Source organism: Glutamicibacter sp. NPDC088483 (assembly GCF_044753145.1).
Taxonomy (GTDB): Bacteria; Actinomycetota; Actinomycetes; order Actinomycetales; family Micrococcaceae; genus Glutamicibacter.
Genome location: NZ_JBIVMP010000006.1, coordinates 183088 through 199045 on the forward strand (window position 1 = coordinate 183088; position 15958 = coordinate 199045).

Annotated in this window: 15 protein-coding genes; 11 read left to right on the forward strand and 4 right to left on the reverse strand. The window is 63.7% G+C overall.

Translation table 11 applies throughout. From position 1 onward, the window contains the following. Positions 1-60: 60 nt before the first annotated feature. Positions 61-525 (reverse strand): hypothetical protein, encoded by a 465-nt coding sequence (locus ACIP6G_RS14045; RefSeq protein ID WP_286134697.1) that lies wholly within the window; start codon positions 523-525, stop codon positions 61-63. An 88-nt stretch (positions 526-613) separates the two neighbouring features. Here ACIP6G_RS14045 and ACIP6G_RS14050 point away from each other — a divergent pair, with 88 nt between their 5' ends. The 3 genes from ACIP6G_RS14050 to rdgB all read left to right on the forward strand — a co-directional run bounded on the left by ACIP6G_RS14050 (position 614) and on the right by rdgB (position 2723). Continuing rightward, positions 614-1270 (forward strand): helix-turn-helix transcriptional regulator, encoded by a 657-nt coding sequence (locus tag ACIP6G_RS14050; protein ID WP_400290797.1) that lies wholly within the window; start codon positions 614-616, stop codon positions 1268-1270. Positions 1271-1359: 89 nt separating this feature from the next. Then, positions 1360-2094, forward strand: a complete 735-nt coding sequence (gene rph / locus ACIP6G_RS14055) for a ribonuclease PH (protein ID WP_105662598.1) — start codon at positions 1360-1362, stop codon at positions 2092-2094. Further along, positions 2091-2723: an RdgB/HAM1 family non-canonical purine NTP pyrophosphatase gene (gene rdgB / locus ACIP6G_RS14060; protein WP_105658434.1), complete on the forward strand. Its 633-nt coding sequence runs from the start codon at positions 2091-2093 to the stop codon at positions 2721-2723. The genes rph and rdgB overlap by 4 nt, the downstream gene beginning before the upstream one ends. Before the next feature lie 66 nt (positions 2724-2789). On the opposite strand, the gene ACIP6G_RS14065 is transcribed toward rdgB, so the two are convergent. Continuing rightward, the gene (locus ACIP6G_RS14065; RefSeq protein ID WP_400290801.1) at positions 2790-3917 is read right to left on the reverse strand and encodes a hypothetical protein; all 1128 of its coding nucleotides are present in this window, start codon (positions 3915-3917) and stop codon (positions 2790-2792) included. A gap of 383 nt (positions 3918-4300) precedes the next feature. Between ACIP6G_RS14065 and ACIP6G_RS14070 the strand changes: the two genes are divergently transcribed. The 5 genes from ACIP6G_RS14070 to ACIP6G_RS14090 all read left to right on the forward strand — a co-directional run bounded on the left by ACIP6G_RS14070 (position 4301) and on the right by ACIP6G_RS14090 (position 8214). Further along, entirely contained in the window at positions 4301-4660 is a 360-nt protein-coding gene (locus tag ACIP6G_RS14070) for a GntR family transcriptional regulator (protein ID WP_181148913.1), read from the forward strand. A 29-nt stretch (positions 4661-4689) separates the two neighbouring features. Continuing rightward, on the forward strand, positions 4690-5607 hold the full coding sequence (locus tag ACIP6G_RS14075; RefSeq protein WP_400290803.1) for an ABC transporter ATP-binding protein: 918 nt from the start codon (positions 4690-4692) through the stop codon (positions 5605-5607). Further along, the gene (locus ACIP6G_RS14080) at positions 5604-6299 is read left to right on the forward strand and encodes a hypothetical protein (protein ID WP_400290805.1); all 696 of its coding nucleotides are present in this window, start codon (positions 5604-5606) and stop codon (positions 6297-6299) included. The genes ACIP6G_RS14075 and ACIP6G_RS14080 overlap by 4 nt, the downstream gene beginning before the upstream one ends. 188 nt (positions 6300-6487) lie before the next feature. Further along, positions 6488-6985 carry a polyketide cyclase gene (locus ACIP6G_RS14085; RefSeq protein ID WP_400290807.1) on the forward strand — a complete coding sequence of 166 codons (498 nt, stop codon included), beginning with the start codon at positions 6488-6490 and terminating at the stop codon, positions 6983-6985. Between the two features lie 227 nt (positions 6986-7212). After that, entirely contained in the window at positions 7213-8214 is a 1002-nt protein-coding gene (locus tag ACIP6G_RS14090; RefSeq protein ID WP_105658459.1) for an exonuclease domain-containing protein, read from the forward strand. Between the two features lie 76 nt (positions 8215-8290). On the opposite strand, the gene ACIP6G_RS14095 is transcribed toward ACIP6G_RS14090, so the two are convergent. Continuing rightward, on the reverse strand, positions 8291-9229 hold the full coding sequence (locus ACIP6G_RS14095; RefSeq protein ID WP_400290809.1) for a hypothetical protein: 939 nt from the start codon (positions 9227-9229) through the stop codon (positions 8291-8293). A gap of 51 nt (positions 9230-9280) precedes the next feature. On the opposite strand from ACIP6G_RS14095, the gene ACIP6G_RS14100 reads away from it, so the two are divergent. From ACIP6G_RS14100 to ACIP6G_RS14110, 3 genes are all read left to right on the forward strand, one after another. Then, complete coding sequence (locus ACIP6G_RS14100; protein ID WP_400290811.1) at positions 9281-10447, forward strand: exonuclease SbcCD subunit D; 1167 nt, start codon at positions 9281-9283, stop codon at positions 10445-10447. Next, entirely contained in the window at positions 10444-13542 is a 3099-nt protein-coding gene (locus ACIP6G_RS14105) for an AAA family ATPase (RefSeq protein WP_400290813.1), read from the forward strand. The genes ACIP6G_RS14100 and ACIP6G_RS14105 overlap by 4 nt, the downstream gene beginning before the upstream one ends. Positions 13543-13655: 113 nt before the next feature. Beyond that, positions 13656-14930, forward strand: a complete 1275-nt coding sequence (locus ACIP6G_RS14110) for an MFS transporter (protein ID WP_105658442.1) — start codon at positions 13656-13658, stop codon at positions 14928-14930. 115 nt (positions 14931-15045) lie between these two features. On the opposite strand, the gene ACIP6G_RS14115 is transcribed toward ACIP6G_RS14110, so the two are convergent. After that, positions 15046-15741 (reverse strand): IclR family transcriptional regulator, encoded by a 696-nt coding sequence (locus ACIP6G_RS14115; protein ID WP_400290815.1) that lies wholly within the window; start codon positions 15739-15741, stop codon positions 15046-15048. Positions 15742-15958 lie beyond the last annotated feature (217 nt).

Genomic DNA, 15958 nt, shown 5'->3' on the forward strand with positions numbered 1-15958 from the left:
CACTGGCGGACAGGAAGAAATATCCTCTGCGCCGGTGCTTTTCGCGTTCCCGGAAGCAGCCTAGCCGGCGCCGTGCTTGGCGCCCCAGGGCTTGTCGTATTTGCTGGCCAGTCGGGTCAGGGCCAATGCGGCGACCAGCAGTCCCACGTCGCGCAGGGCGACATCGAGGAAGACGCCCATCGAGACCAGATTGACGATGATGCCCAGCAGCCACAGTGACAGCACATAGCTCGCGTAGCGCGGCTTGATGATCATCGATGCGGCGGCAACCAGTTCCACCACGCCAACGAAATGCATGGCGGTTTGCGCGGAGAACGGCATGATGTCAATGATCCACGGGGCCAGGTATTCCGGCCAGTAGGTCATGACGTTCGCGAACTTGTCCAGTCCCATCAGCAGGGGCAGGACGACAAATCCAATGCGCAGGATCCAGAATGCGCTCAACGACGGGTCGGTGTTGACTCGTGCAGCTGTTGTTGCCCGTATGTGCGAGACCGGATGCTTCTCGCTCCATGAGGCGCTCATGGCGATCACCCTCCAAAGGTTCGAACGTATACCCAGAATTCGCCTCTCGGGCCTATTTGTCAATATCCATTGTTGATAGAATTCTGGCATGTCGACAAAACTGAGCTTGCAACAAGATGCGGTCCTCAAATCGCTCAACGATCCGGTTCGGCGGCGACTGTTCGAATTCATTTCGCAAAGCCAGCAACCGGCAGGACGCGACGCGGCATCCAAGGCCGCAGGAATCAGCCGGACCCTGGCCGCCTACCATCTGGACCGGCTGGCAAGCGCAGGATTGCTGGCAGTGACTTTCGCGCGACCAGAGGGCAAAAACGGACCGGGGGCCGGGCGGACCGCCAAGCTCTACACGCCCGCCCAAGCCGAAGTTTCCGTGAGCCTGCCAGCGCGCAATTACCGCCTCTTGGGCAGCTTGCTGGCCCACGCGGCCAGTGCCGATGCCTCGGGGGCTGTGCTCCAGGCGCTGCGTCAGGCGGCACGAGGCGAGGGGCAGAATCTGGGGCAGGCCGGTGACGGGCTCGTGCCGCTGCTGGACGAGCTGGGCTATGCGCCTGAAACAGACGAGCGAGGAGAGATCTCCATGGGGAACTGCCCCTTCCATCTGGTCGCGCAGCAGCAGACCGAACTGGTCTGCTCCATGAACTATGAACTGGTTTCAGGCGTCTTGGAGGGGTGCCAGTTGGATTGCAGCCGGGCCGAGTTGAGCCCGCGTCCCGGGCGATGCTGCGTTGTGGTGCATCCGCAGTAGCTGCCAAGGATGCGCCACGAGGTGCATTTCACCGTAACTCGCGGGTTCACCCGTACAGATCGCGCGGTGCGCGTGGTTAGGATGGAAGCATGACTTTACGCGCTGACGGCCGAGGAGCCGCGCAACTTCGAGACATTACCATCACCCGTGGCTGGTCCGCTCAGGCCGAAGGCTCGGCGCTGATCGAATTCGGCAACACCCGCGTGCTGTGCACCGCGTCCTTCACCGAGGGCGTGCCACGCTGGCTCAAGGGCGAAGGCACCGGCTGGGTCACCGCTGAATACGCGATGCTCCCACGCGCTACCAACACCCGCAACTCCCGCGAATCGGTCCGGGGCAAGCTCTCGGGCCGCACCCATGAGATTTCCCGCCTGATCGGCCGCTCGCTGCGTGCCGTCGTGGACACCAAGGCCCTGGGCGAAAACACCATCGTGCTGGACTGCGACGTCCTGCAGGCCGACGGCGGCACCCGCACTGCCGCCATCACCGGTGCCTACGTGGCACTGGCAGAAGCAATTTCCTGGGCCCGTTCACAGGGCATCGTGAAGGCCAACGCCAAGGTGCTCACCGACTCGGTCGCCGCGATCTCGGTGGGCATCATCGATGGCACCCCGATGCTGGACCTGCCCTACGAGGAAGATGTTCGCGCCGAGACCGACATGAACGTCGTGGTCACCGGATCCGGCGACTTCGTCGAGGTCCAGGGCACCGCCGAAGGGGTTCCATTCAAGCGCGAGGAGCTGGATGCCCTGCTGGACCTGGCCCTTGGCGGTACCAACGAGCTGGCCGAGATCCAGCGTGAAACCCTGAGCAGCACCAAATGAGCAAGCCGGTACTGGTGCTTGCCTCGCGCAACCAGGGCAAGCTGCGCGAATTGCGCGAATTGCTGCGCGGGCAGGTTCCGGGCCTGGATGTTGACAGCCAGGTCATTGACGCCGCCACCGCTGGGGCTGCCGACCCGGTTGAAGACCAGGTCACCTTCCAGGGTAATGCGCTGAAAAAGGCCCGCGAGATCTCGGCATCCACCGGCCTGGTGGCGCTGGCCGATGATTCCGGTTTGAGCGTGGATGTGCTCGGGGGAGCGCCGGGAATCTTCTCGGCGCGCTGGTCCGGGGTGCACGGCAATGACGAAGCGAATATCGATCTGCTGCTCGGCCAGCTCGGCGATATTGCTGCCGAGCACCGCGCAGCGCAGTTCGTCTGCGCCGCGGCACTGGCTACCCCAGAGGGTGCCGAGCACGTGGAACTGGGCAAGGTCGAGGGCGTGCTGCGCACCGAGCGTGCCGGCGAGCATGGTTTCGGCTATGATCCGATCTTCGAACCGGCCGGTGCCGGCAAGTCCATGGCCCAGCACACTCCGGAGGAGAAGAACGCGATCTCGCACCGGGCTCGCGCCTTCGCCGCGTTGCTGCCCAGCATCATCGACGAGGTCACCAAGGCCTTGGCCAAGTAGCCTCCAAATCCCGGATAGAACAAGAACGCCAGCAAATCCTGAAACGGATTTGCTGGCGTTCTTGCGCTAGTGCGGGAAGTTCTCGCCGGACCGTGCCAGGGCCAGGTAGGGCCGCTCGTCGAACTCGGTCACCAGGTATTGGGTTTCGCATGCGCGGCACTGCCACTGTGCGGGAGGCCCCAAAGGCATCATGCAGCCAGCGGTGACGTACTCGTCGTCATTGGGCATGAAGCTTGGCATTCCCCAGATGATCTTCAGCGGATTGCGTTCCCCGCATTCCGGGCAGGCAGGCTTCGCGAACTTCCGGAGCTGTTCCAGGGTTGGCTGGTGGGCCATGTCGTGGCAGCCATGGCAAAGCAGCACCACCTCATCGGCATGGTCCTGGATTTCCCAACGCAGGCCGTTGTGATGGCTCTGCGGCAGGTGGACCTCGGGCCTGGCAGAAATATCCCGATCGCAGATTTCGCAAGCAAGCGGTTCATACGGTGAAGCCTTCTGGAGGATGGCCACAACGCCCAGCACCTCATTGGCCTTCGCGGGCTGCGAGGGAGTGCAAGGTCCGGCGGTGACGAATATCGGGCGGGGGCGTTCGAGCAGATCCCCGATGCTTTCCAGAAGCTTCTGGGCAAGGGAATCTGCCAAATACTGCGAGCGTCCCGGAAGTTCTGCTCCGATCATGGACTCGAGCTCAGCCACGGAGATCGGGTCGGTGAAGGTCGCCAAATTGGTGAAGGTGAGCCGCTCCGCCTCATCCGCTTCGGTGATTTCAAGGCTGGCCATCAACGCTGGAGTGCCCTCCAATGCCGTCAGGACGAGATCGCCTGCCCGCAGGGGTTCCTCCAAATTCCAGCGGAATGCCTCGTTCTCCTGCCCCAGAGCCGCCGCGGAAGCCAGTGCATTTGCCTGGCGGCACCAATATACCGGCTGGCCCTTCGTGCCGGTGAGCAGTGCGCGATTCAATGCCGCATGGTTCGGGCGGCGCAAGGGGTAGTCCAGGATATTGCGGCCGGGACGCTGCATGGTGCCAGCACGCGAGTCCTGGATTCTGGCGATCAGCTCGCGCCGGGTAGCGCGGGCCATTTCTTCACCGGTGGATTCGGGGAAAAGCACCATGTACAGCCCGAGCAGGATCTGGCGATCCAATGCTCCGAGAAGCGGATCCGGCGCCTCAAGGCGATTGAAAAGTTCTTGCATGGTCCCTCCCATAAAGGCCTGCAACCCGTGGATTGCGGTCATTGCCCAGCGTGCGATCACTATTTTCCTGGGCCAGATACGGCAAATTATTCGTAGCCATCGCCAGCCCTTCCCGGTTTCGGGTTGCGCCATGCGTTGTCTCGGTCTGCAGCTCCATTTCCGTGCTCACCACGGTGAACGCACCATCGCCGGTGCCCGTTCCAGGCAGCCCCGTCGACAGTTCCCAGCATAGATAGCGAGGCGGACAGTTTGGGGTACCGGTTTTTCCGTGGATATTTTGCCGCCCCGCTATTGCACAGAACCGAACTAGGTTCTATGGTTAGTTACATGAGTAACTAACCCACTAACTAAACTAGTGGAAATGAGCACGGAGAGGAGCCAGCATGATTGATGATTCAAAACCGATCTTCTTGCAGATTGCTGAGCTGATTGAGAACGACATCATCTCTGGTGTTCTTGCAGAAGAAGCGCAAGTTCCATCAACCAATGAATTCGCAGCGTTCTACCGGATCAATCCGGCCACAGCAGCCAAGGGAATCAACCGGCTCGTGGAAGACGGACTGCTCTACAAGAAGCGGGGGATCGGCATGTTCGTCACCGAAGGTGCACCGCGGCGGCTGCGAGAACAGCGCCGCGAGAAATTCCAACAGCAATTCATCACCCCATTGACCGCAGAAGCCTCCAAGCTGGGCATTGGCCTGGATGAGCTGGTCGCCATGATCAAGACCGGTTCGGATTCTTGAAACATCTCTACTAGGCAGGGAGGAACGACATGCCACGAACGACAGCAATCGCCACACGCGAGCTGAGCAAGACCTACAAGGACGTGCGAGCGCTCGACAACGTCAGCCTGGAACTGGAACCCGACCGTATCTACGGGCTGCTTGGACGAAACGGGGCCGGCAAGACCACGCTCATGTCCATCCTGACCGGGCAGAACTATGCGGACCAAGGCACCGCCGAAATCTTCGGCCACGCCCCCTTCGAGCATGATCCTACGCTCTCGCGCATCTGCTTCATCCGCGAATCCCAGAAGTACCCCGATGACTTCAAGGTCCACCAGGCCTTCAAATCCGCAGCCCTGTTCTTCGAGAACTGGGATGAGGAACTGGCCCAGGATCTCGTCGAGGCGTTCGCACTGCCGACCAGGCGCAGGATCAAGAAGCTCTCCCGCGGGCAGCTGTCTGCGGTGGGCGTGATCATCGGCATGGCCTCGCGGGCGGACATCACGTTCTTCGACGAACCCTACCTCGGCCTGGACGCGGTAGCGCGGCAGATCTTCTATGACCGCCTCGTCGAAGACTTCGCGGAATATCCACGCACCATCGTGCTCTCCAGCCACCTGATCGATGAAGTCGCCAACCTGCTCGAACACGTCATCGTGATCGACAAGGGGCGAATCGTCATCGACTCGGATGCCGAAGAGCTGCGCGGCACCGCGGTAACGGTGACTGGCGAGGACGCCAAGGTCCAGGAATTCATCGGTTCCGCGCAGGTAATCCATCGTGATGCACTCGGCGCCCTGGCCAGCGTCACCATCAAGGCCAAGCTGGATTCGGACCAGCGCGAACAAGCGAAGCTCATGGGCCTGGACCTGAGTCCGGTGTCGCTGCAGCAACTGGTAGTCCGCAGCGCCTTGAGCAGCACCACCGAAACAGGGATCGACGAACGGACGGAGGCAAGAAAATGAACCGCATCATCAAAGTCGCCCGCATGCAACTGATCAACAAAGCCACTTTCATCGGAATCCCGCTGATGATCCTGTGCGCATCCTTCCTCTTCACACTGGCCATCTGGTGGCTGGTCCGGCGCAACGGCAGCGACGAAGGGCTGTACAGCGGCGGCGCCCAAGCGCCGATGTGGTACTTCCTGGCCCTGGGTATCCAGGCGCTGACGCTGACCTTCCCGTTCTCCATGGCCATGAGCATTTCGCGGCGTACCTTCTATCTGGGAACCGTGGCACTGTTCTCCGTCTGCGCACTGGTTCTGTCGGTGTTCTACTACCTGATTGGATTGCTGGAAGTCGCCACCGGTGGTTGGGGCATGGGCGGCCAGTTCTTCGCCCTGCAATGGATTGCGGATAACAACTGGCTGGTCCAGATCCTGTTCTACTTCGTGCTGATGGTGCTGCTGTTCATGGTCGGCTTCCTGATAGCGACCATCTACATGAGGTGGCGCACCACGGGCATGGTGGTTTTCTTCACCCTGCTGGGTGTGGTCGTGCTGGGAATCATCGCCCTGTTCACCTTCGGCAATTACTGGGACCAGTTCTGGAGCTGGGCCTTGACCTGGACCGCCGCGGGGATCACGCTATGGGGCGGCCTGGTGGCCCTGCTGATGGCAGGAGGATCCTATCTCACCTTGCGCAAGGCAACCGCCTAGCCCGGGTAGGAAATACAGAACATAAGGGCACCGGTTCCCTTTCCCCTTGGGAAGGGAACCGGTGCCTGCTTTTGCAAGAAGGCGCCCAGCGGCCCGGGACCGCGATTTGCTATTCTTCAATGACTGCCGGTGAAGGCGCTGGAGCCGCCCGTGCCGCGGCGGCAGGGGAGCAACCCAGGAGAGAAATCATGAGCGCCTCGCCGACCGGAATTCGAACCGCAGACGGAGCGCTGGAATTGCGCCGCGAGTTCACCCAATCCCCGAGCAGGATCTGGCGCTATCTGGCAGACTCCCAGTGCTTGGCGCTCTGGTATGGCCCATGGCACGGGGACCCGGAGTGCGGCGCGGTGGACGTGGTGATGCTGCTCGAGGACGGTTCACCCACCGAACGAGTCGAAATCCTGCGTTGCGATTCGCGCATGCACCACCTGCAGGTGCAACTTGGAACAGGCCCCTCGGCCTGGCGGCTGGAGCTCGCGGTGCAGTCCTGCGGCGAGGGCAGTTCCCTGGTCTTCCGGATGCCGGGCCTTGACCCGCAGCTCGCCGGCTCCGTCGGGCCGGGCTGGGACTATTACCTGGACCGCCTGGCAGCCGTGGTGAACGGAGTCGATGCCGACAGTGTGGACTTCGAGGCCGATTACTATCCGGCGCTCAGCGAGCATTACGAGGAGCTGTTCGGGCACTGAGTTCCCTGCGTGCAGGGTTCGACTCGCTCAATGCGGCCGGCTGATGATTGTGAGATGACCTGCCTTGCGCCCAAGCCAGCCAGGCCGCCGATAACTTGATCGATACAGGTCAAAATCGGGTTGCAGCGAATTATTGGCACGTTATCGCCCGGCGGTCACCGCGCGGTGCACGGTGCGCGAATGTCACGCATGCCGGTGCCAGCGATTAAGCGAGTAAGCTATTGGGCGTGGCATTGGACTTCACAGCAGTAGATTTTGAGACAGCAAACGGTTTTATCGGCTCCGCCTGTTCGGTGGGCCTGGTCAAGGTACGCTCCGGGCAAATCGTCGAAACCGAACAGTGGCTCATGCAGCCGCCGGCAGGCTTCGACCACTTCGACCCGCGCAACGTCTCGATCCACCACATCACCCCCGACATGGTGAGCGCCGCGCCACGGGTGACCGACAGGATTCCGGAACTGCTGGAATTCATCGGATCCGACGTGCTGGTGGCCCACAATTCTTCGTTCGATTCCGGAGTGATCCGCGCGGCGTGCGAAGCCGGCGAACTGCCGGTACCGGAAATTGCGCACCTGTGCACCGTCAAGCTCTCCCGCAAGGCCTATGATCTGCCCAGCTACTCGCTGCCGTTCGTTGCCGAAGAAGCGGGGCACCCTATCGAAAACCACCACGAGGCCCTGGCTGACGCTGTGGCCTGTGCCTGGGCAATGATCGATATCGCCGGGCGCAGCGGACAGCAGTCCGTGTTGGAGACGGCAGACCACTATGGCGTCCGGCTGAGCCTGACCCAGCCGTGGCAGCCAGGCCACGAACTGTCCCGCGCCACCCGCGACGCCCAGGGCTGGCTGGCTGCTGGCAACCCGTTGCCGCCGCAGGATTCCTTCAACAACTGGCCGCAGGAAGGGCCGAACCCGAAGCCGAGCGACAACGCGGATCCCAGCCATCCGCTGTTCGGCCAGATCATGGTGTTCACCGGCAACCTGTCCATGCCGCGCCCCAAGGCCAAGGAACTGGCCGCCGAACACGGCGCGCAGACCGCCTCGCGGGTCACCCGCGCCACCACGGCGCTGGTTGTCGGAGACGGCTTCGTTCCCGAGGATCTGGCCAACGGGCGGCTGACCAACAAGGCCAAGCACGTACTCCGGCTGCGCGAAAAGGGCCAGCGGGTCAGCATCATCTCCGAAGGCGAGTTCATGCAGATGGTTGGCGGGTTCGGGCTGACCGCCTAGCAGACCGCAGAAGCCCGGCCGGCACAGATCGAATCTGTGCCGGCCGGGCTTCTGCCATTTTTTCTGGGCGCGGTTCCTAGACCAGCAGTGCCATCCAGCGGTCATGCAGCTCGGAGATGATGTCATCCAGTGCGCTCGCGGGGCGCTCGCCGACGGCTTCGGTGCCGTAGATGGCAGCCAGCAGCGCTACAGCGTAGGCGTCGACCTCGGGATCTCGGCTGGCTTCTTCTTCGGCGGTTGTCGCCGGGGCGGCCTCGATGTCCGATTCCGCGTCTTGCTCGGCGGCATGCTCGCCGAAGTACGCCGCGTAGGCCTCTTCGGGGGACAGCGAGATGTTCTCGGCGATCCTGGTGGCCACCTCGCGCAGCGCATCGGCCGACGGGCCCTGCAGGCCAACGAGCAGCTCGGCCCATTCGCCGGTGGCGGCCTCGGAGCGTTCCATGGCCGAGCGGATGATCTTCGCCGCGGCAATGGCGGTCTTGGCCGCCTGGTCGTCGTGGGTCAGGAAGGCGGCCGAACGGGCCAGGGTCTCGGTGGTGCCCACAGGGACCCGAGCCAGCAGCGCGGCAATCGCGGCACGCGGCAGCACGCCGGTGGAGTCGGCGCCAGCGCCGGTGGGACGCCCCGGCTGTCCCATGTCGGGGCTGTCCAGGCCGGCGAGGTTCTGCGGATCGCCGTCCAGGATCTTCTCGAAGATCTCGACGTTGGCGAATTCCTTGTCGATCCAGCGGCCCAGCGGTTGCGGGGCGCGTTCCGGGAAGGAGCCGGCGATCTTGCTGTAGCCGCGCAGGGCCGCAAGCCACATGCAGGCCGCTTCGTCGCTGGCGACACCGTCGTTGGCCCATTCCAGCGCTTCCAGCAGGCCGTCGGCCAGGTAGAGCGGGAGGATTTCGGTGGCCCCGGGGTCAATTTCGTCACGGGCGTGGGTTGCGCCATCGGCTAGGCCGAGGAGGATCGCAAACACCTTGTCTGAGTAGTTCTCTGGCAGGAGTGCAGTTTCACCGGTTTCATTCACATCACCATTCTAATGTCCAAGTTGTCCGCGGCATTGCATAAGGTTGGACACATGCGATTGCTTCACACCTCGGACTGGCATTTGGGACGGACCTTCCACGGGGCCTCCCTGATCGAAGCGCAGCGCGCAGTGCTGCAGGAAATCATCGATATCACGATTAATCAGCAGGTTGATGCGGTGCTGATTTCCGGTGACATCTACGACCGCGCGCTGCCGCATGTGGATGCCGTCCAGTTGTGCAACTGGGTGCTGCGCGAGCTGCGCGCCACCGGGGCCGCCGTCGTGGTCACCAGCGGCAACCACGACTCGGCCTCCCGTCTGGGCTTCGGCGCAGAGCTCCTGGACAGCGCCGGGGTGCACATCATCGCCGACCTCCAACGCATGCTGCTGCCGGTCATCCGCGAGGCCGGCGACCACCAGGTAGCCATCTACGGCATCCCGTACCTGGAACCGCGCATGGTGATGGAACGCCTGGGCGTGGCCAAGGCCAGCCACGAAGCGGTCGTGCGTGCAGCCATATCGCAGATCGATGAAGATCTTGCGCAACTGCGGGCAGGGGAAAAACCGGTAGTTTCCATCGCGATGGCCCACCTGTTCGCCGCCGGCGGCTACGGCAGCGACTCCGAACGCGAGCTGAGCACCGGCAACCTCGACGTGGTTCCGGCAGAGCTTTTCGAGCGCTTCGACTATTCGGCGCTGGGGCACCTGCATGGACGACAGAAGGTCAAGGAGCACGTGCGCTATTCGGGCTCTCCGCTGGCATACTCCTTCTCCGAGGCAACGCAGCGCAAGGGCGTATGGCTGATCGACACCAACGCCCGGGGCATAGAGTCCGTGCAGGAAGTCCTGCTTCCGGTGCCGAAGAAATTGGCCATCCTCAAGGGCAAGCTCGCTGAGCTCCTGGCGGATCCGGAACTGGAATCCGCCGTCGATGCATGGTGCCAGGTCACGCTGACCGATAGCGAGCGCCCCGCCGACGCGATGGCAACGATTCGAACCCGTTTCCCCGACACCGTGGTGCTGAATTTCGCCCCCGATCACGCCGGCGGGGATGCCAAGCCGGCGAGCTATGCCGAGCGCATGGCCAAGGCCGCCAGCACCGAACAAGTGGTGGGGGACTTCATGGAACATGTCCGCGAACGCGCGGCCGATGAACTGGAACGAGAAGTCATCGGCGCCGTCATCCAAGCCACCCGAGAGGCACAGGCCAGCCAGTGAGAATCCACAAACTCCAGATCCAGGCGTTCGGGCCCTTCGCAGGCACCGAAGAGATCGACTTCGATGAACTGGCCGAAGGCGGGCTGTTCCTGCTTGATGGCCCCACCGGTGCCGGCAAGTCCAGCATCCTGGATGCGATCTGCTACGCCCTGTACGGCGCGCTGCCCGGAAGCCGTGCCGGCAGCCGGCAGATCCGTTCGGACCATGCCCCGGCCGGTTTGGCTCCGGAAGTGGTCTGCGAGCTGACCATCGGCGACCGGCGCTTCGAGGTCACCCGTTCGCCGGCCTGGATGCGCCCGTCCAAGCGCGGCAAGAACAAGACCACCGAGCAGAAGGCCGCCAGCTTCCTGCGCGAGTTGACCGGTTCGGGCTGGAAGGAACTGTCCACCCGCAACGACGAGGTGGGCCACGTCCTGGGCAGCCTGCTGGGTCTGGACCGCGAGCAGTTCACCAAGGTAGTAATGCTGCCGCAGGGCGGCTTTGCGGACTTCCTGCGGGCCAAGGCCAAGGACCGCGAAGATCTCCTGGCGAATCTCTTCGATACCAGCGGCTATGCGCGGATCGAGGATGAATTCGCCGCCCGGCTGGCCGAAGAGCGCAAGAAAACCGAGAGCCTGGAAGCACGCCTGAGCGCCAGTGAAGAGGCCATCCATTCCGCTGCCCGGGCGTTCCTCGCCGGCCGCGAAGCCATCGATGAGTCCGCTGAGGCCGACGGAGAAGCGAACGCCGAAACCGACGGCGAAGGCGCTGGACAGGCCGCTGCGGGGGACCTGAGCAGTGCCGAGCAGTTCGCCGGCTATCACCGTCGGATCGCGGCGGTTCACCGGGACTCGGCCCTCGAAGCGGCCAAACTGCGCACCGAGATGACCCGCACCCGCGAGCAGGCGCAGGCCCTGGAGGAACGCCGCCGGATCTTTGCGCGCCTGGCCGAGCTGCGCGGCATGCAGGCCGGCTATGCCCAGAACCATGAAGCGGCAGCAGCGGCTGCCGCGCGTTTGGACAGCGATGCCAAGGCCGGTGCGGTGCGTGCCTACCAGGCCCAGCTCCAGGAGGCATCCGTTGCCCAGGAGCAGGCCAAGGGCACCTGGCTGGACAGCAAGCTGTGGCTTGAAACCGAACAGGGACTGGACCCCAGTGCCGACGCTGCCGGTCTGGAGCAGCTGCGCCTGCCGGCGCAGCAAGCGGCCGAAGAACTAGCGGTGGCCAAGGCGGGCCTGGACGATGAAAAGCGCCGCGGCGTCCTGGCCGGCCAGGCACGCAAAGCCGCCGAACTGGCCGCTGCGCAGGAAGAGACCCGTGCCCAGGCCGAAGCCGAAGTTGCCTTGCTCAAGGCCGAACGTGCTGCGCTGGAAGCCGCGGACCTCGACCAGGTAGCCGCCGGCGGCAAGGTCCAGCAGGCCAAGGAACAGGTGAAGGGGCTGGAGACCAGGATCCAGCATGCCACCGAGCGCGACACCCTGGAGAAGCAGGCGCTGTCCGCACGGGAGAAGTCCAGCGCACAAGAGCTGGAGATTGTAGGCGTAGCCAATACCTTGCTTGACCTGCGTACCGAGCAGCTGGCCCAGAGCGCTTTGCGATTGGCTGCCGCGCTGGAAGACGGGCAACCGTGCCTGGTCTGCGGTGCGCAAGAGCATCCCGCCCCGGCCCGGGCGGATGCCGATGCGCCGCTGATCGACGATGAGCAGATCCAGGCGCTGGAAGCCGCCGTGGCTGCGGCAAGAGCTGCCGGGCAACGGGCCGCGCAGGCGCGCGACACCCTGGTGGCCAAGTTCCAGGCCGCGCAGGAAGCTGCGGGCGATGCCTCGGTCGCGGACCTGCGGGCGGAGCTTGCCACGGCGCGGGCCGGACTGGAACGGGAGCAGAAGCAGCAAGGAGAAATCGCTGCCCGCGTGGCAAAGCTGGATGCGGTGCGCCAGCGTACCGAGCAGCAGAACGCGCGGGCATCCCAGGCAGTACTCGAGCACGCCACCGCGAAGCAGCGGGCGCAGTCCCTGCAAACCCAGCTGGCAGAACTCGATGCCAAGCTGGAGCAGCTGCGCCAAGGCCGGGAGAACCTGGCCGAACTTGTGGCGCAGCTGTCCGCCACGTCCCAGGGCTTGGCCAGCGCGGTGCAGAACCTGCGCCGTTTCCTTGAGGCTAGCGAGGCGCTGGAGAAGGCCGAGGCCAACTGGAATAGCCAGCGCACGGCCGCCGGTTTCGAGAATCCGGCTGCCTTCGAGGCCGCCTTGCTGGACAGCGCCGAACGCGAGCGCCTGCGCCAGCTGCAGCGTGCCGATGCCGACCTGGCCAGTGCCATTGCCACGCTTGAAGCGTCGCAGGACTGCCGCAAGGCCCAGGAATTATCCGCGCAGGGCCTTGAAGGGCCAAGCGAAGAAGGGATTGCCGAAGCGAAGCTGCGCTCTTCCCTTGCCGAAGAACGCTTCGAAGCGGCGCGGGAACAAGAAGTGCTGGCGCAGACCCAGCTCGCTCGCCACGAGCAAGCAGCCACTGATCTTGAACGCCAGCGGACCGAGGCAGGCCCGGTCATCGAAGCCTACCGCCGGCTGCGCGGATTGGCTGAAGTGATTCGTGGCGGGGGAGAGAACCTCTACAAGATGACGCTGAGCACCTATGTGCTCGCTGCCCGGCTGGAGGAAGTGGCCATCGCCGCAACGCAGCGCCTGGGCATGATGTCCGGCGGCCGCTACTCGCTGCACCATGATGATTCCAAGCAGGGCAATTCGAAGTCCGGGTTGGGGCTGCAGGTGCTCGATTCGTGGACCGGGAAGCGCCGGGAGACCCAGACGCTCTCCGGAGGCGAGACCTTCATGGCCTCGCTGGCCCTGGCACTGGGCCTGGCGGATGTCATTTCGCACCATTCGGGGGCAGTGGACATGCAGACGCTCTTCGTCGATGAAGGCTTCGGTTCGCTGGATGCCGAGACGCTGGAAGAAGTCATGCAGGCGCTGGAAAACTTGCGCGCCGGGGGCCGCACCATCGGCTTGGTCTCCCACGTGGCAGAAATGAAGCAGCGCATCACCAATCGGATTTCGGTCAGCAAGACCCAGCACGGTTCCACCATTGAACGCGATGGCACTGTGATCTTGGCTGGATAGATTGGACTTGCCCCAGGGCAGTAGCTATCTTGAAAGTAGTGCCATCAGGCATGCCTGGGAAATTTTGTGCGTCGGGGGGTGTGGGACGACGCACGCTTCGTCATGGAGTTTTGTTGACTCAGCCTACTTTGTCGAAGGAAAACAGTGAGGAATCCGAGAAGATGTCCGGATACTCCGCGTTAGTTCCTTTGGTGGGAGCACCCTTCCTGCCGCTTACTTTCCTTGCACGCCTCCCGCTGGCGATGCTCACCATCGGGTCCATGACCCTGGTAACTGCTACCACCGGCTCATATGCCATGGGCGGCTTGGCCGCGGCCATGGTTGGCCTGGGGTCCGCCATTGGCGGTCCGAGCATCGGCTATCTGGCTGACCGGGTGGGCCAGCGCCCGGTATTGACCACTGTCGCGGTCATCCACACCATCCTGCTGGTTGCCCTGACGCTGTTTGCCGATTCGGGACCGGACATGTCCGCGGCCTTGCTCTCGATCATGTGCCTGGCCGCCGGTGCTACCGGCCCGCAGGTCGGCCCGATGTCCCGCGTCCGCTGGATTGCAATCACCCGCCAGCAGAAGAAGAACCACAAGGTCCTTTCGGCGGCATTGAGCCTGGAGTCCATGTTCGATGAACTGGGCTTCGTCTTCGGCCCGGTTGCCGTGGGCCTGCTGGCCTCCCTGGTGGATCCGGTGCTGCCGCTCTACCTTGCCGCCCTGCTGACCCTGGTGCTGGTGCCGGTGTTCGCTTCGCACCGTACCGGCAATGCGGTGAAGCCGGCGAGAACCGCCGAGCACACTCCCAAGGTCTCGATCAGCGGCGCGCAGGTTGCCGCGATCGGTGCCCTGGTCCTGGGCATGATGGCGCTGGGCACGGTCTTCGGTTCCTCGGCGGCCGGTACCCTGGCCTTTGCCGGGGCGCAGGGCGATTCCAACTCCGGCGGCCTGCTCTATGGCGCCATGGGGTTCTCCAGCGCGATTGCCGCGATTTCCGTGGCTGCTTGGCCACAAGCCTTCAAGCAGATCAACCGCTGGATCCTGTGCGGCGCAGCACTGACCGTACTCAGCTTCGGGCTGCACGTGGCCGGCAATGTCCCGCTGATGCTGGTTGCCCTGTTCATCGCAGGATTTGCGGTAGGGCCGGTGATCGTCACGGTCATGACCCTGGGCGGCGAAGTCGCTCCGCCGCAGCGCCTGTCCACCGTGATGACCATGCTCTCTGCCGGCATTGTTGTGGGAACCGCGATCGGAAACGGCTTGGCCGGCGTCTTCGCCGAGACCCTGGGCTACCTCGGCGCTTTCTGGGTCTCCACCGGTGGCGCACTGGTGATCTTCCTGGCCGCTGTGGCGATGAAGATCGTTGTCGCGAAGTCCCCGTCGCTGGCCCGCGTCCGCTAGGGCAAGAACTCTGCGCACGAGACCGGCGCCCAGCAAAACTGGATAAGAAGCATCCCGTTGCACCTCGCCCAGCAGGCGAAAGGCAGCGGGATGCTTCTTTCCCCGCCGGGAATTGCTAGTGCGCGAGCTTTTCGCTGATGCGCGCTGCTGCGTGCTTGAGTTCCTCGATCATGCGTTCGTACCCGCCGACCGTGCTGGCGGCGAAGACGACGGCCAAGGCCGCCGGGGTTTGCCCGGAATGCTGGATCGGAACGGCAATGGACGTCACGCCCTGGATGACTTCATTCTCGCTGGTGGCATAGCCGTCAACCCGGGCCGCGACGGCAGCCTCGCGGTACTCGATGCCCGTGTCCAGGGCATCCCACTCGGCCTTGGCATAGCGCGACTGGATCGCGATGCCGGCAGCTCCCACATCCATGCCGTGCGCCGAGCCCGGGCGGTGGACGATCGCGCGCTGGGAGTTCAACGGGGAGACCGACTGCAAGGTGGTGCACAGGTCGTGTTCCCAGACGGCCACGAAAGCAGTCATCGACAGCTCGTTGGCCAGCGCGGTGAGTTCCGGGGTGGCGGCCGCCTGCAGGTCGCGCTGGACCGAGCGGGCGAGCACGGCCAAGCCGGAAGCGGAACGGATATGCCCGGCCTCATCGCGGTTGAGCAGGTGATGCTGCTCCAGGGTGCGGATGATGCGGTAGGCAATGGAGCGGTGGACTTCCAGTTTCGCGGCGATTTCCGCGATGGAAAGATTGACCGGGGAATTGGCGACGATTTCAAGGACGCGGATTCCACGCGAAAGCGTCTGGGAGGTAGGCATTGTTCTTCAATCTGGCGTGCGGCGCTGCTGGAACGTCGTCGAGGGCCTTCGTAGTGAACCGGGGGGACTTGGCGGTCGGTGATCTATATCCGATTTTAGTCGTTCTCTATTAGAACACCGAATTCCCGGCCCAGCGCGGGAGAGGGTGCCTGGCTGGAGCTGGTCACGATTTGGATAGATCTTGTGATCTGCTTCACTGTGGGCATATGATGGTGTG